A 24,078-nucleotide genomic window follows, 5' to 3' on the forward strand; every position below is an offset into this window, starting at 1 on the left:
GAGCGCGGGGGAACACCCGGGTACACGCCGCGCCACGACGGCGGCGTGCACCCGGACGGTGCGAGGCCACCTCGCCAACCGCTGTACACCACGCGGGTGTTCGTCCCTCGACAAGGCCACACTCGGTGTGCGCGAGGTCGGGACGTCGGTCCGGTCCGTGGGTACGGTGGTGGCCGTGTATCCATTCGATACGAACTGTGGGCGCTTCCCGCGTCGACGGTCGGATGACGCGGGGGCGAAGCATGGTTGTGGATGCTCGGATCGAACGGTCCCAGGACCTCTATCGGCGCAGTGTGATGGGGGGAGAGCACCCGGCGCTCGACCAGGCCGATGGTGAACTGGACGCGGTGGAGGCCGAGTTGGCCCTTGCGCGCGGACGTATCCGACACGGCCGGTTCCTGGCGCGGCGGGCCGGGGACGAGACCGAGGATCCGGCCGAACTGGCGGCCTTCGAGCGCGCGTTGGCGTTGTTCCGGGGATTGGGCGATGTGCGTGGTGAAGGCGAGTCGTTGTTCTGGATCGGTATCGTGCATCAGGTCGTACGACGCGACCACGACACGGCCGTACCCCTGCTCGAACGCGCCCGCGAACTCGCGGCGAGGGTCGGGGACCAGGAGACCCGGGCCGAGGCAATTCGGCACCTGGGCATCGCCGACCACGCCGCCGGTCGCCTGGTGTCGGCTCGGGAACACCTGACCGCGTCGTCCGAGATTCGCCGGGAGATCGGACTGCTCGACGGCGTCGCGTCGAACATGGTGGGCCTGGGCTACATCGCCGCCGCCGAGGGGCGCCACGACGACGCGGCGGCGATCCTGGCCGAGGCCCACACGCTGGCGCGGGCGCACGGGGCACACAACATCGTGCTCCAGATCGAGGAGGCCCAGGCGAACATCCGCTGACCGGGGCAACGGCCCGACCACGCGTTGCCGGGGTCGGGCCGTTGCGCTGCGCCGCCCGTTGCCCGGGACCCGACTCGCCGGGCCGATCCGCGCCGGGCGGGCCGTGGTGAAGAGCGGGCCCGAAAGATTCTTCGGGAAAACGCGTGACCCGATGTCGAGAACGGGAAGTCGACTCCGACCCACCCGTGAAAGCAACGCGCGCGAGCCCGGTCGAGCCTGTTCGAACGACATCGGCCGAGCCGAGCCGCGCGGATCCGCAGCGGGAAGGGCATCCGTCGGGGCGCCGACCGCTTCCGGACGGGGACCCGCCACCGTTGTCGTCAGCACAGGAGGAACACGTGACTCAGCTACTGAAAGTCCAGAATTTCAACATCTCGCAGGACGGCATCGGTGCCGGTGAGGATCAGAGCCTCGAGCATCCGTTCGGTCACGTCGATCCCGCACGGCTGTTCGCCTGGGCCGGTGCCACGGCGAGCTGGCCCATGCGTACCGACCCGGGAGGCAGTCGAGGTCTGGACGACTACCTCACGCGGGACTACAACCACAACATCGGTGCCGAGATCATGGGCCGCAACAAGTTCGGGCCGCAGCGCGGGCCCTGGCAGGACTACGAGTGGCGTGGCTGGTGGGGCGACGAACCCCCTTTCCGTACCCCGGTGTTCGTCATGACCCACCACACGCGTCCGTCCTTCTCGCTCTCCGACACCACGTTCCACTTCGTCGACGCCGACCCGGCCACCGTCCTCGAACAGGCGCGGGAGGCGGCGCAGGGCAAGGACGTGCGACTCGGCGGCGGGGTCACCGTCATCCGGGAGTTCCTCGACGCCGACCTCGTCGACACCATGCACGTGGTGGTCTCGCCGGTGAAACTCGGCTCCGGACTACGCCTGTGGGGATCCCCCGACGAGTTGCTCGACCGGTTCCATCTGGAGGTCGTGCCCAGCCCGAGCGGCGTCTCCCACCACCTGTTCTGGCGAAAGTGACACAACCCCCCTGCACGCGTACCGCCCGGAAGCCGCGACGCGGCCCCGGGCGGTACGCGGCTCGACACTTCGGGGTATGGCCCGATTTCGATCAAGAGGGCTTCGTCGTCGCGGAGTCGTCGGACCCATGTTGCATCGGAGGAGGTGAACGCGGCGCGGCACAGCGCACGTTCGGGGTGATCCTCCTCGCGGCCGTCGATCGCCTGGGAGTATGCGTTGTCGGGGTCGGTCGGACGCCTCGGACGAACCGGCGGCCACCAGCACCGGGCCGAACACCTCGCCCCGACAGGGCACTTCGGGATCGGCCGCCAGACGCAGCAGGAACGGCAACACCGCCGGCATCGCCATGCCGATGCTCAGCGGACCGGCCATCACCACCCGACCCGGAGCTCGTTGGGCCTCCCCGGCCGCGTCGGGGTCGGCGAGACCACGCAGTACGACCGGGATGTCCTCGGGCAGCCGGGGATCGCCGACCACACCACGTCCGCGCAGCCCGCCAACGCCGAGTGCGCACCGGACTCCCGGGCCAGACGCGGATACGCCGCCATCAGTTTCGCGATCGCCGCCCCCGCAGCCGCCTCGTGATCCACGTTGCACACCGACGAATGCTCGTTCCAGCCACGCGCCCGCGACACGGGCGAGATCCGCCACGCCCCGACGAGACGCCCGAGCCTACGCCCCATACGCAGCAGCAGAACGGGACCACACCCCGAAGGCACCCCCCGGGGGTTCGGTGCACGGCCCGCGCCCATACGGTGGGCGGATGACGTCGATCAGGCAGTTTCAGGTCACCTTCGACTGCGCGGAACCCGAGCGCCTCGCTCGTTTCTGGTGCGAGGTGTTGGGGTACGTCGTATCGTCGCCGCCGCAGGGGTTTGCCACTTGGGACGATTTCAATCGCTCGCTGCCCCCCGAGCAGCGGGATTCGTCATTCTCCTGTGCCGATCCCTCGGGTGTGGGTGCGCGGTTGTACTTCCAGCGCGTTCCCGAAGGCAAGGTCGTCAAGAATCGGGTGCATCTCGACGTGCGGGTCGGCACCGGACTCGTGGGTGCGGAGCGCCTGGCCGCACTCGAGGCCGAGTGCGCACGACTGGTCCCGCTCGGCGCGGTCCGGGTGCAGCTACTGGTTGCCGATGAGGACAACGAGTCGTGCCTCGTGATGCAGGACATCGAGGGCAACGAGTTCTGTCTCGACTGAGCGCCCGGCCCGGATGCCCGGGGCCCCGACCGGCACCGCGCCCCCGGCGTCCGTGGTGACGCTCACCCCGATCGTGGCACGAGGTCGGGATGCGGCAGGGCCGTGGGGGCCTCGCCGGGGCGTGCGGTGTGGGCGACGAGGTGGTCCGCCACGTGGCGCAGGTCGCGGCGGCGGGCGAAGGCCGCGCGTTGGCGTTCGGCGCCGCCGCCCGCGCTCGCCTGACGGTCGAGGACCGCAGTCACCGTCGGGAGTTCGCCGAGCGCCTCGATCACCGGCAGGGCGTGGTCGCGCAGTCGCCGGACCAGGGTCGCGGCGGGCAGGAGTCGCCCGCTGCACGGGTCCAGGCCGTGGCCGGACCATCCGTCCCGGGCGGAACGCCAGTAAGCGGCCCGCAGCACCGGCTCCGCCAACGGCGGGCCCGGGTCCCCGCGCCGTACACGTTCCAGGGCGCGAAGGACCAGGGCCCGGACCAGCACGGCCAGTGCGGCGGTCTCGTCGACATCGGCGGTGACGTCCATCGCGCGGATCTCGACGGTCGGCAGGTGCGCACACGGACGCACGTCCCAGAACAGCGTGCGCTCGCCCAGGGCCGCCCCGCTCTCGCGCAGTGTGTCGGCGAGCTGATCGTGGTGTTCGAGCGAGAAGAAGTACGGCGGCGGCCCGGACACCGGCCACCGCGCTCCCGCGATCGTGCGCCAACTCGCGTATCCGCTGTCTCGGCCCGCCCAGAACGGCGAGTTCGCCGCCATCGCCACCAGGGTCGGCAGCCAGGGTCGCAGGTGGTTGGAGACCAGCACCGCGTGCTCGCGGTCGGGCACGTGGACGTGGACGTGCAGGGCGCACAGCGCGTAGGTGTCGTTCAGCGCGCGAAACTCCTCCAGACCGTCGCGGTAGCGCGGATCGGGGCGAATGGGTACCGGCTCGCGCGCCCCCAGGATCGGGGTGCCCGACGCGGCCACCGCCAAGCCCTCGGCGCCCGCCGCGTGCACCACGGCGGCGCGCATCCGGGCCAGATGGAACGCCAGTTCGCCCAGACCGGCGCACGGTGGGGTCTTGGCCTCGATCTGGTACTCGGTCAATTCGCCCGAGACCAGGTCGCCGAGCGTGCCCCGGGCCCGGGCCAGGACGCGCGAGCCGCCGGTCGCGACGGTGCCGTCGGCGGGGTCGACGAGGAAGTACTCCTCCTCGACACCCATCGTGGGACCGTCCGTGGTTGCCGCCATCTCGTGTGCCGTCCCTTCGCCCGGACGCCCGCGCTGCGCCATGCGCCGCGAACCCGTGTTCGGCGAGACGGTGCCCCCTGGCGTCGTGGTCGACACGAAGACCACCGATCCGGCCCATGTTCACCCGACCGCGTCCGCCGGCATGCCCCGACGACGGCCGCATCGCATGCTGGTCGGAGCGACGACCCCTTTCCCGACCCGAAGGCGTGCGATGACGAACGTGCACACGTCGACGAGCCCGTCCGAGCCCGCCGGCCGCGACGCCACGCCGAAGGACCTGCTGCGGGTCGCGGACCTGGAGCCGACCGCGCTGGTCGACATCCTGGAACTGGCACGGAGAATGAAACAGGACCCCCTCGGCTGGCAGGACACCCTGCGCGGCGGCGCCGTGGGCTGCGTCTTCGAGAAGCCCTCGACCCGTACCCGTGTCTCGCTCGCCGTCGCCGCCCACCGGCTGGGCATGACCGCCGTGCTGCTGAGCCGAGAAGAGATGCAACTCGGACACGGTGAGTCCGTCGCGGACACCGCCCGGGTGCTCTCCTCCTACCTCGACGCCGTCACCGTGCGCACCCACGGGCACGACGTGGTCGAGGAACTCGCCGACCACGCCTCGATCCCGGTCGTCAACGCCCTGTCGAACACGCACCACCCGTGCCAGTCGCTCGCCGATCTCCTGGCCCTCACCGAGCACTTCGGCAGCCTCCGCGGACTGACCGCGGCATTCGTCGGCGACGCCCGAGGCAACACCTGCAACTCGTTCACGGAGGCGTGCGCCGCCACCGGAATGCACCTGAACATCGCCCACCCGCCCGGGTACGACCCCGACCCGGACGTCCTGGCCCGGGCCCGCGCGACGATGCGGACGACCGGCGGCTCCGTCAACGTGGTCATCGAGCCTGCGGAGGCGGTCCGCGGCGCCCGCGCGGTCTACGCCGAGGTGTGGGTCCCGATGGACAGGAAGAACGAAAGCGCGCTACGCGCCCGGGTGTTCGCGTCCTACCGGGTCGACCGCGAACTCCTTGCCCACGCCGACGCCGAGGCCACCGTCCTGCACTGCCTGCCGGCGGTACGCGGCGAGGAGATCACCTCCGACGTTCTCGACGGCCCCCGATGCCTCGCCTGGCGCCAAGCCGCGAACCGACTCCCCACCAGCCAAGCCGTCCTCCACACCCTCGTCACGGGCTCCCGGGCGCGCGGGTGAGGTGAACCGGCCCGCCCGGCTCCGCGGGGGTGGGCGGGCCGCGGTCCGAGCGAGGCGCGGGCACGCGGGTCACCCCGAAGGCGGCGTCACGGGCGATCCGGCTCGGTGGCCGCCCCGGATCCGGCCTCGTCGGGGGTCGCCGCGAACTCGCCGTTCCTGCGGGCGGCTCGGAGCCGTTCGAGGGCCTGCTCGCGGGCGGTGCGGCCGGGCTCGACGAGCAGCGCGGCGTCGTCGGCCAGGGACGTGGCGTCGGAGGTGGCGGCCCGGATGATCCGGGCCAGGTCTGCGGGCGGCGGAAGCGGCTTGTCCATGCGCGACATGGTCCCAGTACCGTCCGACGTCCACCACCGGATCCGGTGCACCGAAGGCCGCCCCCTCCGGGTGCACCGATGCCGGAACCGACAGGGGCGTCCGCCCGCGGGTCGGATCGGCGCATGCCATGCACCCGAACGCGATCCGAACCGACCTGCGGAATCGGCCTTCCCCGGCGCTGTGTTCACGCCGTCGTCGACGCACTCACGCTCGCCGACCCACTGACGCACCAACGCTCGTCGACCCACTCACGAGCGTCGCCGTCCTCACGCCGGATACGGAGCGGCCCGGCGAGCCGAGCGCAGGGCCCCGGCCCACCACGCCAACTGCTCGAAGAGGGCTTTGGCGTACCCGGCCGCCTCGGGGTCGGTGGGGCTGCCGTCCTGCCATGCGGTGAAGTAGTCGGGGAACGCGAGGCCGTCGCGAATCGTCACCGCGTGCAGCTCGGAGAGCACGTTCTCCAGGTGCAGTACGGCGTGCCGGCCGCCGGCCGCGCCGCCGTAGCTGACGAACGCGACGGGCTTGGCCGTCCACTGGGTGAAGTGCCAGTCGATGGCCGCCTTCAACGATGCCGGGTAACTGTGGTTGTACTCCGGGGTGACCAGGACGAACGCGTCGGCGTCCGCCAACGCCGAGGTCAGGGCCGCCATTCCGGCCGGGCGGGGGTAGTCGTCGCCGGTGACCTTCGGCGACGCGGCGGGCAGGGACAGCGGGATGTCGATGTCGGCCAGGTCGACGATGTCGACGTCGAAACCGCCGTGCGCGTCGGCCTGGGCGGCGACCCACGAGGCGACGACCGGGCCGAACCGTCCTTCCCGGACGCTTCCGATGATGATCGCGAGCTTGTGCTTGTTCTCCATGCCCACCATCGTCGGGCCGCGCCGGGAGCACAACCAGACCGTGCTCGGGCCGGCCCCGGCAGGGCCACCCTGCCGACCGCGCGCGGCAATCGCCCTATGCTCGGAGGCATGGGTACGCCGTTGGGGGACTTCATCCGCGCCAAGCGCGACAGCGTGCAGCCGGCCTCGCTGGGGATCACGGATCACGGCCGCCGCCGCGCGCCCGGGCTGCGCCGCTCGGACGTCGCGGCACGCGCGGGTATCAGCGTCGAATACCTGACCCGCATCGAGCAGGGCCGCGACCGCAACCCCTCGGCCGCGGTGCTGAACGCGGTGGCCGACGCCCTGAGCCTCGACCCGGCGGAACGCAACCACCTGCGCTACCTCGCGAAGATCGTCTCGGGGGAGTGCCCCACCCACACCCGTCCGGAGCCACCGCCCCGCGATGTGCGTCCTGCGGTCCTGGCGACCCTCCGCCTCCTCGAACCCGGCATCGCCCTGGTGACCAACCGAGTGGGCGACCTCCTGGCCTACACCGGCGCCTACGCATCGATCATGGCCGAAACGGGACTGCTCGACGGCGACGCCGCGAACCTCACGAGCTACGTTTTCACCGATCCCCGCGCCCGGACGTTCTTCGCCGATTGGGAAGACGTCGCCGACGAGCAGGCGTTCGACCTGTGGCTCGGCCCGTCCGCCGAGAACTTCCAGTGGCTCAGCGCGGAACTCGCGCCAGCGGCCGGCCCCGAGTTCACCCGGCGGATGAACCGCCAAGTCGTGCCACGACGCGGCGCCCTCAGGCTCAACCACCCCTCGGGAAGCGAACTCCGGCTGATCCGCGAGACACTCGAACTCCCCTCGGACGCCCAACAGTTGGTCGTCTTCCTCCCGGCGGACGAAAGCACGGCCCAGGCCGTCGACCAGCTCCGCCACCGCCCCGACAACCGCCTCCGCGCCATCTCCTGACCCGCCACCCTGGCACGTCCGGCCCGGTGGCAGCGGACGGCTGCGGTCCGCTGCCGGGGCGGGGTGGTGCGTGACTACTGTGCGGGCAGGGGGCGGTCGGCGTTTCGGGGGCCGGGGCCGGGGTTGGGGCGGTGGGCATGAGTCGTAGGGTGCGCACGGGTGCGAAGAGGAGCGGGACGCAGGAGAACAGGCCGGCGACGCCGACGATCCACAAGGTGGGGCGGACGCCGATCAGGCTGCCGAGCGTGCCGCCCAGGAGCGCGCCGAGCGGGATGAGTTGACGGCGAAAGCCTCGGTCGCCGCCGGTGCCTCCCGGTTGAGCTCGGTGAAGTGCAGCGTCGGCGGGACGGCGCCGTGCTCGACCGCGAGTGTCGCGGCGATCAGCCCGATCACGCCTGCGGCGGCGTCGTGCGCTCGGTTTCCCGAGCGCTTCCCGCCGCGCCTTCTCTCGGCCCACCATGTTGCTGCGATGGGGCCGCAGGGTGGTCCGGGTCGCTGCGCCGTTATTTCGGCTTGCTTTCTTCCGGTGAACATCCGATCGTCCGGGCGTAGGACGGGGCCCGTCGGGACAAGGATCGATCCGACCCGTTTTCCCAGTGACCCTGTGGAGGACCACTGTGCGCAAGAGGCTGATCGTCTCTGCCGCCGTCGGCGCGCTCGCCCTGCTCGTGTCCGTCCCCGCCTCCGCTTCCGCCGCCCAGGTCGGCCCGGGAGCGGCGGGTATCGGCGACCCCTACTACCCGACCGCCGGCAACGGCGGCTATGACGTCTCGCACTACGACATCCGGCTCAAGTACCAGCCCGCCACCGACGAGTTAGAGGGCACCACCACCATCCTGGCCACCGCGACCCAGGACCTCACCCGCTTCAACCTCGACTTCGTGCTCAAGGTGAAGGAGGTGCTGGTCAACGGCCGTACCGCCAAGTTCGCCGGCACCGGTGAGCACGAGCTGGAGATCACCCCCGCCCGGGTGATCGCCAAGGGCAGCCCGATCACCGTCGTCGTGCGCTACGCCGACAAGCCCGGGGAGGTCGAGCGCGGCGGCCAGTCGGCCTGGCTGCGTACCCCCGACGGCGGCGTCGCCGCCAACGAGCCGGAGGGCGCGGCCTGGTGGTATCCGAGCAACGACCACCCGACCGACAAGGCCACCTTCGACGTCTCGGTCCTGGTGCCCGACGGCACGCAGGTGATCAGCAACGGCACCTCGACCCAGAGTTCGCGCGCCGGCTGGACGCGCTACAACTACCGGCAGGCCAAGCCGCAGGCCACCTACCTGGCCACGCTGGCGATCGGCCGGTTCGACATCCGCACCGACACCACCCCGGGCGGCCTGCCCGTCCTCACCGCGTACAGCAAGGACCTCGGTGCCAACGCCGGTGCGGCGCAGGCCAGTGTCGAGCGGACCGGCGAACTGGTCGACTGGCTGAGCGGCTACTTCGGCGCGTACCCGTTCGGCACGGTCGGGGGCTATGTGCCCAACGTGCCCACCGGGTACGCGTTGGAGACCCAGGGGCAGATCTTCTACAGCCCCGCGCAGTTCGCCCGGGGCGCCAACACCTCCGTCGTGGTACACGAGTTGGCGCACCAGTGGTACGGGGACAGCGTGTCCGTGCAGCGCTGGAGCGACATCTGGCTGAACGAGGGCTTCGCCCGGTACTCGCAGTGGTTGTGGTCCGAGCACGAGAACGAGGGCACAGCCCAGGAGTTGGCCGACTACGTCTACAACCTCTACCCGGCCGACGACGCGTTCTGGACCGTCAAGCCGGGCGACCCGGGCGCGGACCACCAGTTCGCCGGCGCGGTCTACGACCGGGGCGCGGTGGCGGTGCAGGCGCTGCGCAACGCCGTCGGGGACGAGACGTTCTTCCGGATCCTGAAGGGGTGGCCGACCGAGCGCAAGTACGGCAACGCCACCATCCAGGACTTCCAGGCGTACGCGGAACGGATCTCCGGCAAGCCGCTGGGCGAGCTGCTGAACACCTGGCTGTTCACGGCGGCGAAGCCGGCAGCGGGGTCGGCCGGTGTGGTGGCGCCGAGCCCGGCGAGGAGCGTTGCGGCGGACGTGCTGCCGGAGCCGAAGTCCTGGAAGAAGATCCAGGAGACCAACACGGTGCACGAGCACCGGGATTGACGGTGCGTTCGATGCGTTCGGTTCGTTCGATGCATTCGGTTCGTTCGGTTCGTTCGGTTCGTTCGAGGTGAACTCCCGAACGGTCCGGCCGTCCGTGGGTGAGCGGCCGGCCGGGCCGTTCGGTGCGCTTCGCGGTGGAGCGATTCGGCCACGCCGGGGGCGAGGGTCGTCCGGCCGGCCCGCGTCGGCTCGGCCGGGTGTCGTCGACCCGGGGCGGTGGGTTCGCCGAACTCCGGCTATGGTCCCGCCATGGCCGTTCCCGAGATCATCCCCATCGCATATGAGCCGGACTACCGGACCGACACGATCGGCCGATTCGCGGACGGCCAATTCCTCGCCTCGATCACCTACGCCTTCCCCGAGGGATATCGCCACGGCGAAGGCTGGGAGGACGCCAAACGCCTTTACGTCGTCCTGCACCGGTTCGACGTCGAGGGTCACCACGTCGACTCCGATATCCGGTGCGCGGGAACCTGGCGCGAACAGCAGCAACAGCACGGCGACCCGGACTCGGTCCTGGCCCGCGCCGAAGCCCGGATGGCGGAGCTGTTGGACGCCCTGCCTCGTCGAGAGTTCCGGAGCATCGGCATCCGGCCCTTTCAACTGATCGTCGACGACGTGCTGTTCGGGTTGGTCATCTCGCAACACGGCGGGCACGAGGACGAAGACGACTGGGCCGAGCTCCACCCCGACGGCCTCGGCTTCTGCGACCCCTGGAACGGCGAGTACTCGACCTGATCACCGGATCGACGGGCCGGGCGCTCCTCGTCATCGTCCCGACGTTCGCCACCATCGGTGTGGTCCTGGGTCGACGCCGAACCCCTTTCCCAGGCAACGGACTTACCGCGCAACGGCCGGTCGGCACCCGTCTCTCACCACGCGACCACGATCGCAACGACGAGCCCTGCGCCGCTGCCGGCGATCACGGCGTAGAGGCCCCAGTGCCACTGCTCGTGGAACGTGATCGTGGGGGGCATCAGGTAGTTGCCCTCGACGTACCTGACCAGGGAGCGGTGCGTGGCGTACTGCGCGATCAGCACGCCGAGCCCGCCGATCAGCAGCAGGGACGTGAGTATCGTGCCGACCAGGCCCAGATGGCCGGTGATGCTCTCGACCAGCCCGCCGACGAACGCGAACACGGCCGTCGCGACCCACGCCACGAGCAGGGCCGCCATGATCGCGCCGGCCACGGTGAAGAGCACCCTGGCGGCCTGCCCGACTTCACGCGCCGCACAGGCGACGCCGCCGACCGCGAGCAGGGCCGCGACGGCGATGGCGATCGTCCAGCCGTTCGTGATCGCGACGGCGTAGAGGCGGACGGCAACCCAGGTGACGACCTCGGCCGCGATGACGGCACCGCCCGCCACGCCGAGGTATCGAGCCGCCTCCTCGTCGGCGAACGCGCAGCCGGCGGCCGCGACCAGCAACAGTCCCCCGATGGTGGTCCATGTGGTCCAGACCGTGGCGGTCGCTGCGGTGTAGGCCGGTACGACGACTTCGATGCCCAGCACGACGACGAGCACCGGCACCGCGACGAGCAGCCCGGCGAGGGCCGCCGCACGTCGAACCGGCGCGTCGAGTCGTATGAGGACGGCGACTACGACGCCCGCGAGCAGGACGCCTGCGGCAATGCCGTACGCCTGCGCGGACGGGCCGCCCGGCAGCGCGACGTCGAAGGAAACGTTGCCGACCCGGACCAGCACGGCCGCACCCGCCGCGATCAGCGCGAGCATGGCCAGGGCCACGGCGATCAGCCCCGCGCCGACCATGTCCGCGTCGTCCTCGCGCAGTCCCCGGGCCAGAACCGACGCGCCGGCGGCGGCCAGGAGCGCGAGCGCGGCCGACAACCCGCCGACCAGGGCGGACGCGTTGTCATGTGCCTCGGTGCGCAGCGTGAGCACGAGCAACTGGAACATCGCGAGCGCGTAAGCGATTTGCGCGACGGCCTGGAGCTTGGACTCCAGGACCGTCCACGCCAGTTTCCGCGCGACGCCCTTGGCGATCTTCGCCCCGTCCTCGGCCGCCGCGCGCTTGACGTGATCGCCGGGTGTGCCGCTCGGTTTCGCCTTCTTGCTCCACGCACCGAGCACGATGGCGAGCGCCGCGTAGACGGCGACGGCGGCAAGTACGAAAAGCTCGTATCCGCGCGGCTGTCCCGAACCGTCGGCCGCCTCCCGGGCAGCCCACGCACAGGCCAGCAGCGTCGCGGAGACGAGCCAATGCTGGATTTGCGAGCGGACCATCGTCCGCATGACGAGTACGATCATGACCCCGCCCCCCGCGTGGCCCGCCCCCGAGCCCACGCCGAAACGCCGTCGCCGAGGCACACTCCCCGCACCCCGACTGCTCTCCCAGGCTAGGCGCACACCGCGACCAAGCGCCGGAAACTCCCCCAACCGACCACGATTTCCCCCCGCAACCGGCAAGTCGTGGGGATCGACCAGCGATACATCCGGATGGGCGGTATCGGCGGGGCACTTGGGTGCCCTCGCTCGGACGAGTTGGTCGGTCCCGACGGGATCGGCCGACGAACGCGGTTCGAGCACGGAACGATCTACTGGCGCCTGGCCGGTGTGGGGAGCAATCGGCGACTACTTGTGCAACACCCTTGGGTGCGAGGCGGGATGGGCGCGCTACCCCACCGGCTTATCAGTACACGGTGGGCAATGAGACCCGCCGGAACTTCCAGTGCACGGTGATTCACTTCAAGGACCATGGCGGAGGGGCGACGCAGACCTGGTCGGAGCCCGACATCTGCCTCTGACACCCGACACGCGTCACGTGGTCAGGAGTCGAGTACGGCGGCGACGGCCTCGATCTCGACGAGTTGATCGGCGTAACCGAGCACGGTGACACCCATCAAGGTGCTGGGGACGTCGTGGTCGGCGAACGCCTCTCGGACCACCTTCCAGGCAGCCACCAGATCCTCTTGCCGGGCCGATGCGACGAGAACTCTTGTATTGATGACGTCCTGGAGCGACGCGCCGGCGGCTGCGAGAGCAACCCGCATGTTCTCGACGGCTTTGAGTGCCTGACCTGCGTAGTCGCCGATCGCTGCCGTCGAACCGTCCTCGTTCAGGGGACACGCCCCGGCGAGGAAGATCAGGCGAGCGTCGGCGGGGGCGGTGGCTGCGTAGGCGTACTCGGCAACGTCGGACAGGGAGGCGGAGCGGATGAGGGTGACGGCGCGAACCATGGGTTTCGGGTCCTTTCTGCGGGTTGTCGGGTATGCACATCCTGGCAGGGCTGCACAACTGCCGCACGGGCCAGGGTATTCGGGCAGTCGAGCGACGTGACGCACCACCTGCCGCAGACCCCGGCGAGGGACGGGCACACCGACATCGGGACCATTCGCCTGGCCCCCACGGACGACTCGAGGGTCGGTACGCCGACACGTCCCCATTACGCAGATCCACAACGCGTCGGCGACCCCGGCCTGAGGGAGGTCGCACCGTGTCCGGTACCGGGCATCGACCCGGACGAGATCCGTCACCGGGGGTTGGCCCTGGTGGGGGCCATCGGCGCCGGGCCGGTGGTGTCCTCCCGCTTCGGCGTGTGCGTTCGGCTACTATGGGTGGTCTTGTCGGCTCGGTAGGAGTAGGAGGCGGCGATGCCCGGGCGTCATCGTGGTGGGGATGATCCGATCGAGGGTGACGGTCAGCAGCCTGGGCGGCCGATCCCGCCTGCGGAGCCGAATCCGCCCGCTCCGCCGGGGAAATGAGTACACCTCCCGGCGTTGACGCCCCCGACATCCCGGCGCCGGGCGACGCGGCGATGGTGCCCGATGCCGTTGCGCCGGCAACCGGGCTCACGGCCGGTGGGTGGCTTACCCCGGACTGGGCCGATGCGTGGAAGCGTGTGGACCGCGCCGCGTTCGTGCCCGACCGGGTCTGGGTGCCGGCTCCCGATGGCTACCACCGCCTGGATCGCCACGACGACCCGATGCGCTGGCGCGGCCTTGTGCACACCGACACCGCGTTGATCACCCAGGTCGAGAACGGCACCGCCGCGCCGCAGTTCTCGCTGCACCCCACCAGCAGCGCGAGCATGCCGCGGATGGTCGCCTCCATGCTCGCCCACCTCGACGTGCGCGAGGAACACCGCGTCCTGGAGATCGGCACCGGCGTCGGCATCACCGCCGCGCTGCTGGCCACCCGACTCGGCGACGCGGCGGTCGTGTCCGTCGAACTCGACCCCGCCGTCGCCGCCGACGCCCGCGCCGCGCTGCATCGCGCGGGACTCCGCCCCCGGCTGATCGTCGGGGACGGCACCCGGGGCAGTGCCGAACACGCGCCCTACGACCGGGTGTTGTCGACGTTCTCGGTCCAGACGATCCCGCCCGCGTGGATCGCCCAGACGCGCCCCGGCGGCCGGATCGTCACCCCGTGGGGGAGCGCCCTGTACAACGGAGTCCTGATCGCCCTGGATGTCGCGACGGATCCCGACGGTAGCCCACGGGCATCGGGGCCGGTGGTGGGCGACGCCGCGTTCATGTGGGAACGCGGCCAGGGCGTGCGCGGCGGCGTGATGGACACCGTCCGCGAACACGACCTCGGCACACCCGGCACCACCACCCTCGATCCCCGGCTCCTGGTCGACGACCGCGACGCCGCGTTCTGTACGGGCCTCCTCGTCCCCGGCGTTCGGCGCTCGATCGGCCGCCCCGCGGGTGCGGCGCGAGGCGGCGACGGCGAGTTCACCCTGTGGCTGGTCGACGCGGACACCCATTCCTGGGTCTGCGTGGACCACACTCCGGGCGCCGACGTGTTCGAAACGGCGACCCACGGGCCCCGCCCGATCCTCGACGAGATCGAGGCCGCCCTCGCCTGGTGGATCGAGCACGGCCGCCCCGAACGCACCCGCTTCGGCGTCACCGCCACCCCCGGCACCCAGACCCCATGGCTGGACGATCCCGCGAACACGCTGCCCACCACCGACAAGCGCCCCGACACACGTCCTTGAACCCGGCCGGCGCGCATCCCGAAGGGCCGGGCGCGGACGGGCCGGCCTGTTCGTGGCGCGGCCCGCCGGTGGTGGGGTGTGGCAACCGGCTTGCCGCTAAGGGACGTTCCATGCGGCGATGACGGGACGGCCGTGCTCGGTGGTCAAGAAGCCGAGTGTGCCCGGATGTGGATGGCCGAGCATCCGGCCGGCGGAGGCGTCGAGGCCGAGCCGGCGTACGGTGAGCACGCGGGCCAGATGACCGTGGGCGACGACGGCGACGTCACCGTCGGCCAACAGCGGGCGGATCCGGTTCAGCACCGCGTCCACGCGCAGGGCCACCTGCCGGAGCTGCTCACCGGGATGGTCGGCGTCGCCGGGCGGGACACCGTCCCGCCACAGGTCCCAACCCGGCCTCGTCGCCTGGATCTGCTCCGAGGTCAGGCCCTCGTAGCCGCCGTAGTCCCACTCCACCAGGTCGGGTTCGGGCTCGGCGCCGGCCAGTTCCGCCAGCTCGGCGGTCCGCATCGCCCGACCCAGCGGACTGCTGAACACGGCGACCAGGGACCGCCGGGCCAGCCTGGGAGCGAGCGCCTTGGCCGCAGCCTCACCCGCTTCGGTCAGTGGGACGTCGGTTCGGCCTGCGTGTCGGCCCGACAAGCTCCACTCGGTCTGGCCGTGTCGGACCACTATCAGCTCACCCATGGCCGTGCACGCTATCCGATGACGCGTGCGTTCGCCCTGACCAGGAGCGGGACGACGTCGGGACGGACACTGCCGAGGAACCACGGTTCCAGCCGGCCGCCCGGCAGCGTGACGCGACGGCGGAACGTGCGGCGGTGATCGTGTACGTTCCGCCCCTGGTCGCGGAGTGCGACGCCCGTCGCCTGTGGGAGTCGGCGCAACATGCCGATGGTGTAGGCGGTCCGGAACGCGGCGTTGTCGGGTCGGGCGCGGCGTGCGAGGGGCGAGGCGATTCACCCCACCGATTCCACCGGGGCGGGGCCCGATCCTGATAGGGCGGCCGGGGTCGGGCTCCGGCGCGGCGGAGTCGGGAGGGTCGGGCGTCGCGTTCTCGTCGAAGACCTGTTGTGTGGTCCGAGGGCGACCGGGTGGGGCGCCGGGTAGGGGCCGGCGGGCCCGGTCGCAATCGGCGTTGCCGCCGGCGCCCGAGTGCGGGTGACAGCGGGCTCGCCTTGCGACCGGGCCCTCGGGCCCGTGCTCCAGCCGGACCCGACATCGTTCACGGATGGCCGGGCGTGGCTTGCCGGATCAGGGTGGGCGGTGGCGCGGGGCCTGGTGCCGGCAGGCGCGGGCGAAAGGGGCAACCATGACGAAGCGCTCGACGTGCCCGTAGGAGGCGAGACGGCCCGGCGGGCACATCGGCGCCTCCGGACGGGCTGCGTCGGCGAGTCGGTGGGTGGGCACGGTGGCCGGGTGGGTGGGATCAGACGCGTGCGCCGTTGTCGTGGGATGTGTGGTCGGGACGGCGACCGGCGCGGGCGGTGGAGCTTCGGGGTCGGGACGCGCGCAGCGGCACGGATGTCGAGCGGGACTCCAACGCGACGGCCAGCGGGGCGGCGACGCTCACCGTGGAGACGGTGCCTGCCACGACGCCGATCAGCAGCGCCAGCGCGAAGTCGGCCAGCGAGTCGCCGCCCAACACCGCCAGTGCGATCAGGACGAACAACGCGCCGGAACCGGTGTTGACCGTACGCGGCAGGGTCTGCACCACCGCCGTGTCGGTGATCCGGGCGAGCGAGCGCTTGCCGGGCGCGGGTGTGCGGCGCAGTTCGCGGATGCGGTCGAAGACGACGACGGAGTCGTTGACCGAGTAGCCGATCACGGTGAGCAGCGCGGCCAGGAACACCGCGTCGACGGTGCGCCCCAGCCACGTGAAGACGCCCACCAGGATCAGTACGTCGTGTGCCAGCGAGACGACCGCGGCCAGCCCGAAGGTCCAGCGGAACCGCACCGCGAGGTAGGCCATCTGGGCGGCGAGCGCGATCCCGAGGGCGATCATGGCCTTGAGCCGCAGTTCCGCCCCCAGGCTCGGTCCGATGAACTCGTCGCGCACCTTCTCCGCGCCGCGGCCGAGTTCGCCGATCGTGGCGGTGATCCGCGCCTCCTCGGCCTCGGTCGGCTTTGCCGTGCGTACGGTCAGTTCGTGATCGCCCGAGGTCTGTACGACGGCCTTGGGGAACCCGGCGTCGGCCAGTGCCGACCGGGCCCGGTCCGGCTCGACCGACTGCGTGGTCGAGTACTCCACGAGCCGGCCGCCGGTGAACTCCACGCCGAAGTCGACGCCGCGCACCGCCACACCGGACACCGCCAGGCCCAGCGCCAGCACGCCGGAGACGGCGAGCAGGCGCCCGCGATGCCGCATCAGGTGCGGATCGCGTCGGGCCAGCCACTCGCGCACCGGGCCCGCGTGCGCGATGCCGCTGATCCGGGGCCGGCGTCGGACCGCCGCCCGGCCCACGGCGAACTCGGCCAGGACCCGGGTGACCACCAGCGCGCTGACCATCGACGCGAGCACGCCGATGCCCAGCGTCACCCCGAATCCGCGTACCGGGCCGGTGGCCAGGAAGAACAGCAGGCCGGCGGCGATCAGCGTGGTGATGTTGGAGTCGGCGACGGCCCCGAACGCGTTGCGGAAGCCTCGGGTCAGCGACGGGCGCAGGGCCGGTTTGGTACGGGCGAGGTATTCCTCGCGGGCTCGTTCGAACACCAGCACGTTGGCGTCGACCGCCATGCCGACGGCCAGTACGAATCCGGCGATTCCGGGCAGCGTGAGGGTGGCGCCCACGCCGACCAGGGCGGCGTACGCGATCAGCCCGTAGCCGGCCAGGGCCACGGCGGCCAGTACGCCGAGCAGGCGGTACACGCCCGCGATGAACAGCGCGGTCGCCGCGGCGCCGATGATCGCGGCCCAAGTGCCCGCCTCGACGGCCTGCTTGCCCAGCGTGGGCCCCACGGTGCGGTGTTCCACCGTCTCGACCGGCACCGGCAGCGCGCCGCCGTTGATCAGCAGCGCCAATTCGCGGGCCTCGCGCTTGTCGAAGTCGCCGGTGATGCGGGTGGATCCGCCGAGGATTCCGGTGCCGCAGCCCACCGAGGCGTCGACCTGGGGCGACGAGACGACCTTGCCGTCCAGGGCGATCGCCACGCGCCGCGCGGGCGTTCCGGCGGGCGCGCACGCGGCGTCCCCGGTGAGTTCGGCCCAGGCCCGTTCGCCCCGGCCGCGCAGGTCGAGGGTGACGTGCCAGCCGCCGCCGGCCGGATCCAGGAGGGCCTCGGCCCGGTCGACGTCGGCTCCGGTCATCCGCGTCGCGTCCAGCCTCAGCATTTGGCCGGACTCGTCCGGCAGTACCTGTCGTCCCTCGGCGTCGGGTGTGGTGGTGGCATCGCTCGCGTCGGCGAGTCCGAGAACGGGATGGAAGGTGAGTTGTGCGGTACGGCCGAGCACCTCGGCGGCGCGGCGCGGATCCTGCACGCCGGGCAGTTCGACGATGATCCGTCGGTCGCCGGAGCGGACCAGGCCGGGTTCGGAGACGCCGAGCGCGTCGACTCGGCGACGCAGCACCTCCAGGGCTCGGTCGGTGGCGTCGCGGTCGGCCTTCGCGGTGGGCGAGTCCCGGGTCTCCAGGACGATCTGGGTGCCGCCGCGCAGGTCGAGGCCCAGGCGTGGCGGCACCGTGGCGGCGATGTAGGTGGACATGACGAGGATGGCGAGGGCGAACAACGCCCGCACCTTGGTGGCACGTGACAAGGGTGGTCTCCACGGATGCGCCGCGGCCGATGGTCGGCGCGCGGCGATCGGACTCAGGGACGGTCTGGAGCCCGGGGAGACGGTGGAGCGCGACCCGGCGGGAGCACGAAACGGGGCAGCGCGGGGTTGGCGTGGGCGGTGGGGGCGCAGGTTCGGTGCCCTGCGGGTGGCACGAGGACGAAGGCGTGTCCCGCGAGCCCCGCGTCGTGCGAGTGGTGGTGGAGGTGGTGCCGCTCGTGCGGCAACTCGCGGGCGGCGAACGGTGCCGGCGGGCCGCGTCGCACATCGCGGGTCGCCTCGTCGGCGACGTCGCGCAGATGCCCCGGATCGGCGGTGGTGTGCGCGGCGACCGAGACGCGGTCCGGATCGGGTGCGGTGATCGCGCGCGCGGACGCGGGCGAAGCCACCGCGCCGAGCAGTGCGAGGGCGATCGCGAGCAACGCCCCGAGCCAACTGCCGCGCCGGTAGCCCCGGCGAGCGGGGGGATTGGCGCTGCGGCGCGAGGCGGGGGAGCCGGCGAGGGGACGACGAGCGACGGCGTGTCGCCGGATCATCGCGCCCTCCTCGGTCTGCGTCGTTCCCACGCCGATGTGGGGCACGACCCGGTTCACAGTCGCAACGCCGGGCCGACCGTCCCGAGTTCCCGCCACCCGTATCCACCGGCTCACCCGACCTGCGGGGGCGGTGGGATCGGGCGCGTTCCGGCGCACCGGGGTGGGTCGCGGGACGACGGATAGAGGCGAGGGGGGAGATTGGGCCGCGTGGTTGCGGCTTTCGGCCACCGGTCCGGCCCGCCGGCCGATTCGCGAGATAACGGCTGATTCCGGGCGTTATGGCCGGTGTGGCGGGCCCGGCGCGTCGTGGTCGAGGTCGGTCGGCGGTGACACGTGTAGCCCTTGTGCGTACGGGAGTTCGGGCGGCGAACGCCTTTAAAACTTAACTCGATTCGGCATTGACGATTGAAGATGACTGGTGTGTGATCGACGCGCACAGGATGTAACCAACCGCCACGCAAGGGGTGGTCGGTCGTCCCGCGCCGCCCTCTCGCTCACCCACGCCGACCCGCGCGGTACGGCGAGAGTCGCACGCCCACAGGCCGCATCCGCAACCCACATCGAACACGGGGGACGCCATGACCGAGTCTCAGCCCACCCGGCGCAGCATTCTGAAGGCCGCCGGCGGCCTGTCCGCAGCAGCAGCACTCGGCGGCGCGGGCATCCTCGCGGGCGCCTCGGCGGCCCACGCGGCCGGCGACGGTTTCGGGCTGCACATCATCGACAGCAACGAAAGCGACCCCCGCCTGAAGTACTACCGCTTCAAGACCAGCCAGATCGGCTGGACCACCGGCCCCGGCGTCAACGTGCTGCTGCCGGACGGCTATGCCACCAGTGGTCTGAGCTACCCCGTCGTGTACCTGTTCCACGGCGGCGGCACCGGCGCGGACTTCCGCAACTTCGACGTTCCCGGCGGCATCCGGGATCTCACCGCCGGCAAACCGATCATCGTCGTGATGCCGGACGGCGGCGGCGCGGGCTGGTACTCCAACCCGGTCACCTCGTTCGTCGGTCCCCGCAACTGGGAGACCTTCCACATGACGCAGCTCCTGCCGTGGATCGAGGCGAACTTCCGGACCCACGCGGAGTACGCCGGGCGGGCGGTGGCCGGCTACTCGATGGGCGGCTTCGGCGCGCTCAAGTACGCGGCCAAGTACTACGGCCACTTCGCCTCGGTCAGCGCCCACTCGGGTCCGCCCAGCCTCCGCCTCAACGGCGGTGCCGTCGGCCACTGGGCCAACGCCTCCTCGGCCGCCATCGAGCTGGGCGGCGGCACCATCTACGGCGTCCCGCTGTGGAACGAGGCGCGCGTCAGCGCCGACAACGCCGTCGAGCGCATCCCCAGCTACCAGAACAAGCGGATCTTCATGGTGGCCGGCACGGGCGCGGAGAACATCCCGTGGTTCAGCGCCTTCCAGGAGTCCCACGTACTCGACGGGCAGCGCGAGTTCCGCGGCCTCCTCGACCAGGCGGGCATTGCGTACACGGCCCACGAGGTCCCGGGCGGCCACACCCTCCGCTGGCACCTGCTCGCCGAGGACCTCGACGGCATCGTCGCCCACCTTCGCCCGGCGTCCTAGCGAGATCGGCCGCGCCGCGCATTTCGGATGCCGTCGGTGATCCCGTCGGGTGCCACGGATGGTCCGGCCGCGCTCTGCGGATTCGGCGCGGCCGCAACGGGCTCTGGACCGTGGTGTGGTCGGAGGTGTCGAGGGCCCGGGTGGTGCGGACGGGGCCCGGGTCCATCGGCGAGGTGCTCCCACCGCCCCGCCACGCGGTCCTGCGCTCCCTCGGCCCATTGCGATCGTCCATTCCCGGGAAACCCCACACGCCGCGCGACGGTTCGACAACATGGGGTGACCGACGGTCGAAGGGGGACGATTCATGGGTGGCTGCCAGAGGTCGACGAAGGGCAGCAGGGGCGGGAAGACCTGCGGCAACAACGCCCGGCCGGGGGAGCGCTACTGCGCCAAACACGGCGGCGGCAGACGACCCGGAGGATCGAGGCGGTCGAAGAAGAACTCCGGGAGCGGCTGCGGCGGCCTGTTCGTCCTGGCGATCACCACGCTGACGGCCGTGCTGATCGGCGTCCTGATGTGAGCGCGATGCCTCGATCCATCCGTTGACGATGGGTGGACCGTTTCGGGGATCCGACCTCGGGTGAGGTGGCGACGGTGAAACCGTCGGCGGGTCGACGAACGCACGTCGGGGTCGGCGGTGGCGTGCGCGAGCCGCCGACGCTTTCGACGGGGACGTCGGGTGAGCCGGCGGTGTTCCCGACGGTGGAGCCGGCCGGTTCGACGAGGTGTGCGTGGTGTGTGGTCGGGCGGGCGTCAGGATGCGTCTTCGGCGGCCCGGATGAAGGCCCGGACGCGGGCCGTGTCGTTGGTGTGCAGCCGGACCGGCCCCCAGCGGACGGGCGGGGCGTCGTGGAAGGGTACGTAGGCGATGTCGGGGCGCGGGTAGAAACGTGCGGCGTGCGCACCGACCGGGAAGACTCCGCGGCCCGAGGCCACCAGGGCCAGGGCTTCGGGGAAGGTGTCGGCCGTCGGGCCCTTCGGGATGGGCCGACCCGCGGGGGTGTGCAGAGGGGAGCGGTCGCTGCGCAGTTCCCGGGGCATCGTGGCGGACATCTGGATCACGGGTTGCTCGGCAAGGATCTCCACGGACACGGACGTGCGGGCCGTCCAGGTGGGATCGGCGGGTGTCGCCAATACCCGGGTCTCCTCCAGGAGGACGGGCCCCGCGGCCACCCCGGATACCGGCAGGGCCGTGATGAGGACGTCGATCTCGCCGCCGTGCAGCCTGGGCATGGCGTCGTGGACCTGGGTCTCGTGGATGCGTACCTCGCAGTCGGGATGGCGAGCGCCGAACACCGTGATGGCCTTCAACAGGAGTTGCCCGGCCGCCGCCCCGAGAAAACCGGCCCGGAGCACACCCGTGACGCCTCGGGCGGCGTCGACGGCGCGGTGCAGCGCGGCGTCCATGCCGGCCACGAGGGGCGTGAGCTCGTCGGCGAGCGTCCGCCCCAACGGGGTCAGTGCCACCTGACGGGTGGTGCGCTCGAACAGCGGTGCACCGACGCGGCGTTCGAGCTTCTTGATGGTCTGGCTGACGCGTCCGGTGGTCAGTCCCAGGCGCTGCGCCGCACGTCCGAAATGCAACTCCTCGGCCAACACCAGAAACGACTCGACCTCCACCCGCTCCAGCACGTCGGCCCCGTTTTTGAATTCCGCTAAACAACCGTGCGCCCATTGTGCCTTGATGGCGGACGGTGCGGCGCGGTTGGGTCGATCACGTCATCGAAGCGCGAGGATGGTCCCGACCGGACCGGTTCCCTGCGCGCTCGCACCGCTGTGACCGCTCGGAGTGAACGCATGTCCACGGGGTCCACCGGAAATCCCGAGGAGGCCCGGTCGTCGGCTCGCCGAATCCTGGCGACACATCACGTGTCCTTGGACGGCGTCGTCGTGCAGGCGCCGGATCCGGCGCCGCCTCCGTCCGTCGACGGTCGTTCGTACGCGGTCCCCCGGGGCACGACCGGCTGGGACGGCTCCGTCGTCCTGGACGAGGATCTTGCGGTCGCGCTCGGCGAGTTCAAGCGTCGGCCGGGCAAGGACATCGACGTCTCCGGCAGCGTCACGCTCACCCGTTCGCTGTTGCGGGCCGGACTCGTCGACGATCTCCATCTGTTGGTTCTCCCCGTCGTCCTGGGTTCGGGACAGCGGCTGTTCGCCGCCGAGGACAACCGGATCCCGCTCACCCTGGTGGGCTCGACGCGATCGCCCCTCGGCGTGGTCCACCTGCATTACCGTCCCGGCTGACCCATCTTCGGGCGGCCCGACCGCCGAAAGCACCACCCGCACCATGTGCGATCACCGCATCCATTCCGTACGAGGAGGCAACCGATGACCACCTTCGTCCTCGTTCCCGGCGCCTGGCACGGCGCCTGGACGTTCCAACCCCTGGCCCGGCGGCTCCGCGAGCACGGCCATGACGCCTATCCGTTGACCCTGACCGGTGTCGGCGACCGAAAGCATCTGCTTGCCGCCTCGGTCAACCTCGACACGCACATCCGCGACGTGCTGAACCTCCTGGCGGACGAGCAGATCACCGATGCCGTGCTCGTCGGCCACAGCTACGGCGGCATGGTGATCACCGGTGCCGCCGACCGGGCCCCGGACCGGGTGCGCGGGCTCGTCTACGTCGACGCCCTGGTGCCGGGCGATGGGGAATCCTGCTGGTCCCTGGTCAACGACCGGGAGCGCGAGTGGTACCTGCGTGGTGTCGGCCGCGACGGCTACTCCTGCGAGCCCCTGCCCTTCTTCGACGCGCGGGCCACGCCGCACCCGCTGGCCTCGCTGATGCAGGTGGTACGACTCGAAGGCGGCCTCGATCGGTTCGAGCGCCGGGACTTCGTGTACGCGACGGGCTGGGACGGAGCGTCGCCGTTCGACGAGGTTCGGCGGCGACTGGCGGAAGACCCCACCTGGCACGTGCACCCCGTCTCGTCCGGCCACAACGTCATGCGGGACGCCCCGGACGACCTGCTGAAAATCCTTCTCGACGCGGCGTGACCCGATCGATCGGGTGAAGCCGCACCGCCCTGGACCCGGGCGCGGTCCTGAACCCGGGTCGCCGAAACGGGCCGTGGTGCGCTCGGCTTCGCCAGGGACGACCGCCGGGGTGCCTTCGCCGAACGGGCCGAGGGCACCCCGGGCGGTTCGTGCCGTGACCTCGTTCCCTCGGTGCGGCGGCGCGCGGTCGGCGTCGGGGCGTCGCTCGCGCGGACCGCCATGCGAATGCGCGTTCGTAATCCTCGTCTTATCGGCTTGGCAACGAGCGCGACGTGCCCACGGAGGTCGAAGGGGAAATCGCTCCAACGTCAACTTGGCTTTGTCGTACCGCACTTGCCAAAATCCCCTCTAGGCTTCGGCCAACGAGGCGGGTCACGGCGGATCCGTGGCGTTCCCCGCAGGGTCGCGCATCGGGCCCTTTCAGATGATGAGAGTGGGTATGACACCTTCAAGTGAACAGACGGACGGCGCGGCGTACTTG

The 24,078-nt window shown here is 71.3% G+C and carries 24 protein-coding genes; 14 read left to right on the forward strand and 10 right to left on the reverse strand.

The genetic code is table 11. From position 1 onward, the window contains the following. The first annotated feature begins 242 nt into the window (after positions 1 to 242). The 4 genes from ACH4U8_RS09430 (at position 243) to ACH4U8_RS09445 (ending at position 3,080) form a co-directional block, all read left to right on the forward strand. Positions 243 to 899 carry a tetratricopeptide repeat protein gene (locus tag ACH4U8_RS09430; protein ID WP_395776520.1) on the forward strand — a complete coding sequence of 219 codons (657 nt, stop codon included), beginning with the start codon at positions 243 to 245 and terminating at the stop codon, positions 897 to 899. Positions 900 to 1,237: 338 nt separating this feature from the next. Then, positions 1,238 to 1,882 (forward strand): dihydrofolate reductase family protein, encoded by a 645-nt coding sequence (locus ACH4U8_RS09435; RefSeq protein WP_360321983.1) that lies wholly within the window; start codon positions 1,238 to 1,240, stop codon positions 1,880 to 1,882. 393 nt (positions 1,883 to 2,275) lie between these two features. After that, complete coding sequence (locus tag ACH4U8_RS09440; RefSeq protein ID WP_395776522.1) at positions 2,276 to 2,467, forward strand: hypothetical protein; 192 nt, start codon at positions 2,276 to 2,278, stop codon at positions 2,465 to 2,467. Positions 2,468 to 2,645: 178 nt separating this feature from the next. After that, positions 2,646 to 3,080 carry a VOC family protein gene (locus ACH4U8_RS09445; RefSeq protein WP_395776524.1) on the forward strand — a complete coding sequence of 145 codons (435 nt, stop codon included), beginning with the start codon at positions 2,646 to 2,648 and terminating at the stop codon, positions 3,078 to 3,080. 62 nt (positions 3,081 to 3,142) lie between these two features. On the opposite strand, the gene ACH4U8_RS09450 is transcribed toward ACH4U8_RS09445, so the two are convergent. After that, positions 3,143 to 4,276, reverse strand: coding sequence for a glutamate--cysteine ligase (locus ACH4U8_RS09450; protein WP_380018120.1), 1,134 nt, complete (start codon positions 4,274 to 4,276; stop codon positions 3,143 to 3,145). Positions 4,277 to 4,514: 238 nt separating this feature from the next. On the opposite strand from ACH4U8_RS09450, the gene argF reads away from it, so the two are divergent. Continuing rightward, positions 4,515 to 5,504, forward strand: coding sequence for an ornithine carbamoyltransferase (gene argF, locus ACH4U8_RS09455; RefSeq protein ID WP_360321974.1), 990 nt, complete (start codon positions 4,515 to 4,517; stop codon positions 5,502 to 5,504). 86 nt (positions 5,505 to 5,590) lie between these two features. On the opposite strand, the gene ACH4U8_RS09460 is transcribed toward argF, so the two are convergent. Both ACH4U8_RS09460 and ACH4U8_RS09465 read right to left on the reverse strand, forming a co-directional pair. Continuing rightward, the gene (locus ACH4U8_RS09460; protein ID WP_395776526.1) at positions 5,591 to 5,815 is read right to left on the reverse strand and encodes a hypothetical protein; all 225 of its coding nucleotides are present in this window, start codon (positions 5,813 to 5,815) and stop codon (positions 5,591 to 5,593) included. Positions 5,816 to 6,082: 267 nt separating this feature from the next. Next, complete coding sequence (locus tag ACH4U8_RS09465; protein WP_395776528.1) at positions 6,083 to 6,685, reverse strand: NADPH-dependent FMN reductase; 603 nt, start codon at positions 6,683 to 6,685, stop codon at positions 6,083 to 6,085. 99 nt (positions 6,686 to 6,784) lie between these two features. Between ACH4U8_RS09465 and ACH4U8_RS09470 the strand changes: the two genes are divergently transcribed. Continuing rightward, entirely contained in the window at positions 6,785 to 7,621 is an 837-nt protein-coding gene (locus ACH4U8_RS09470; RefSeq protein WP_395776530.1) for a helix-turn-helix domain-containing protein, read from the forward strand. 231 nt (positions 7,622 to 7,852) lie between these two features. Here ACH4U8_RS09470 and ACH4U8_RS09475 read toward each other — a convergent pair whose 3' ends face one another. Continuing rightward, the gene (locus ACH4U8_RS09475) at positions 7,853 to 8,155 is read right to left on the reverse strand and encodes a hypothetical protein (RefSeq protein ID WP_395776532.1); all 303 of its coding nucleotides are present in this window, start codon (positions 8,153 to 8,155) and stop codon (positions 7,853 to 7,855) included. Between the two features lie 83 nt (positions 8,156 to 8,238). On the opposite strand from ACH4U8_RS09475, the gene ACH4U8_RS09480 reads away from it, so the two are divergent. Further along, positions 8,239 to 9,753: a M1 family metallopeptidase gene (locus ACH4U8_RS09480; RefSeq protein ID WP_395776534.1), complete on the forward strand. Its 1,515-nt coding sequence runs from the start codon at positions 8,239 to 8,241 to the stop codon at positions 9,751 to 9,753. 249 nt (positions 9,754 to 10,002) lie between these two features. Next, positions 10,003 to 10,491: a hypothetical protein gene (locus ACH4U8_RS09485; protein ID WP_395776536.1), complete on the forward strand. Its 489-nt coding sequence runs from the start codon at positions 10,003 to 10,005 to the stop codon at positions 10,489 to 10,491. A gap of 134 nt (positions 10,492 to 10,625) precedes the next feature. Here ACH4U8_RS09485 and ACH4U8_RS09490 read toward each other — a convergent pair whose 3' ends face one another. Beyond that, on the reverse strand, positions 10,626 to 12,020 hold the full coding sequence (locus ACH4U8_RS09490) for a hypothetical protein (protein ID WP_395776538.1): 1,395 nt from the start codon (positions 12,018 to 12,020) through the stop codon (positions 10,626 to 10,628). A 189-nt stretch (positions 12,021 to 12,209) separates the two neighbouring features. Between ACH4U8_RS09490 and ACH4U8_RS09495 the strand changes: the two genes are divergently transcribed. Next, positions 12,210 to 12,452 carry a hypothetical protein gene (locus ACH4U8_RS09495; RefSeq protein WP_360322026.1) on the forward strand — a complete coding sequence of 81 codons (243 nt, stop codon included), beginning with the start codon at positions 12,210 to 12,212 and terminating at the stop codon, positions 12,450 to 12,452. A gap of 86 nt (positions 12,453 to 12,538) precedes the next feature. Here the strand turns inward: ACH4U8_RS09495 and ACH4U8_RS09500 are convergent, their stop codons facing one another. Further along, complete coding sequence (locus tag ACH4U8_RS09500; protein WP_395776540.1) at positions 12,539 to 12,949, reverse strand: RidA family protein; 411 nt, start codon at positions 12,947 to 12,949, stop codon at positions 12,539 to 12,541. 521 nt (positions 12,950 to 13,470) lie between these two features. Here ACH4U8_RS09500 and ACH4U8_RS09505 point away from each other — a divergent pair. Beyond that, the gene (locus ACH4U8_RS09505; protein WP_395776542.1) at positions 13,471 to 14,715 is read left to right on the forward strand and encodes a methyltransferase domain-containing protein; all 1,245 of its coding nucleotides are present in this window, start codon (positions 13,471 to 13,473) and stop codon (positions 14,713 to 14,715) included. Positions 14,716 to 14,811: 96 nt separating this feature from the next. Here ACH4U8_RS09505 and ACH4U8_RS09510 read toward each other — a convergent pair whose 3' ends face one another. From ACH4U8_RS09510 to ACH4U8_RS09520, 3 genes are all read right to left on the reverse strand, one after another. Next, positions 14,812 to 15,399 carry a histidine phosphatase family protein gene (locus ACH4U8_RS09510; protein WP_395776544.1) on the reverse strand — a complete coding sequence of 196 codons (588 nt, stop codon included), beginning with the start codon at positions 15,397 to 15,399 and terminating at the stop codon, positions 14,812 to 14,814. Positions 15,400 to 16,141: 742 nt separating this feature from the next. Further along, positions 16,142 to 18,466 carry a protein translocase subunit SecD gene (secD, locus tag ACH4U8_RS09515; protein ID WP_395776546.1) on the reverse strand — a complete coding sequence of 775 codons (2,325 nt, stop codon included), beginning with the start codon at positions 18,464 to 18,466 and terminating at the stop codon, positions 16,142 to 16,144. Positions 18,467 to 18,519: 53 nt separating this feature from the next. Further along, positions 18,520 to 19,020 carry a hypothetical protein gene (locus tag ACH4U8_RS09520; RefSeq protein ID WP_395776548.1) on the reverse strand — a complete coding sequence of 167 codons (501 nt, stop codon included), beginning with the start codon at positions 19,018 to 19,020 and terminating at the stop codon, positions 18,520 to 18,522. 578 nt (positions 19,021 to 19,598) lie between these two features. Here ACH4U8_RS09520 and ACH4U8_RS09525 point away from each other — a divergent pair. Both ACH4U8_RS09525 and ACH4U8_RS09530 read left to right on the forward strand, forming a co-directional pair. Continuing rightward, positions 19,599 to 20,600, forward strand: coding sequence for an alpha/beta hydrolase-fold protein (locus ACH4U8_RS09525; protein ID WP_360321938.1), 1,002 nt, complete (start codon positions 19,599 to 19,601; stop codon positions 20,598 to 20,600). Between the two features lie 304 nt (positions 20,601 to 20,904). Further along, complete coding sequence (locus tag ACH4U8_RS09530) at positions 20,905 to 21,120, forward strand: hypothetical protein (RefSeq protein WP_395776550.1); 216 nt, start codon at positions 20,905 to 20,907, stop codon at positions 21,118 to 21,120. Between the two features lie 233 nt (positions 21,121 to 21,353). Here ACH4U8_RS09530 and ACH4U8_RS09535 read toward each other — a convergent pair whose 3' ends face one another. Continuing rightward, on the reverse strand, positions 21,354 to 22,232 hold the full coding sequence (locus ACH4U8_RS09535) for a LysR family transcriptional regulator (protein ID WP_360321932.1): 879 nt from the start codon (positions 22,230 to 22,232) through the stop codon (positions 21,354 to 21,356). 165 nt (positions 22,233 to 22,397) lie between these two features. Here ACH4U8_RS09535 and ACH4U8_RS09540 point away from each other — a divergent pair, with 165 nt between their 5' ends. Both ACH4U8_RS09540 and ACH4U8_RS09545 read left to right on the forward strand, forming a co-directional pair. Next, on the forward strand, positions 22,398 to 22,844 hold the full coding sequence (locus tag ACH4U8_RS09540; RefSeq protein ID WP_395776552.1) for a dihydrofolate reductase family protein: 447 nt from the start codon (positions 22,398 to 22,400) through the stop codon (positions 22,842 to 22,844). 84 nt (positions 22,845 to 22,928) lie between these two features. After that, positions 22,929 to 23,597 carry an alpha/beta hydrolase family protein gene (locus tag ACH4U8_RS09545; protein ID WP_360321926.1) on the forward strand — a complete coding sequence of 223 codons (669 nt, stop codon included), beginning with the start codon at positions 22,929 to 22,931 and terminating at the stop codon, positions 23,595 to 23,597. Positions 23,598 to 24,078: the final 481 nt, after the last annotated feature.

It is taken from the genome of Embleya sp. NPDC020886, from assembly GCF_044333915.1.
In the GTDB taxonomy this organism is placed as follows: Bacteria; Actinomycetota; Actinomycetes; order Streptomycetales; family Streptomycetaceae; genus Embleya.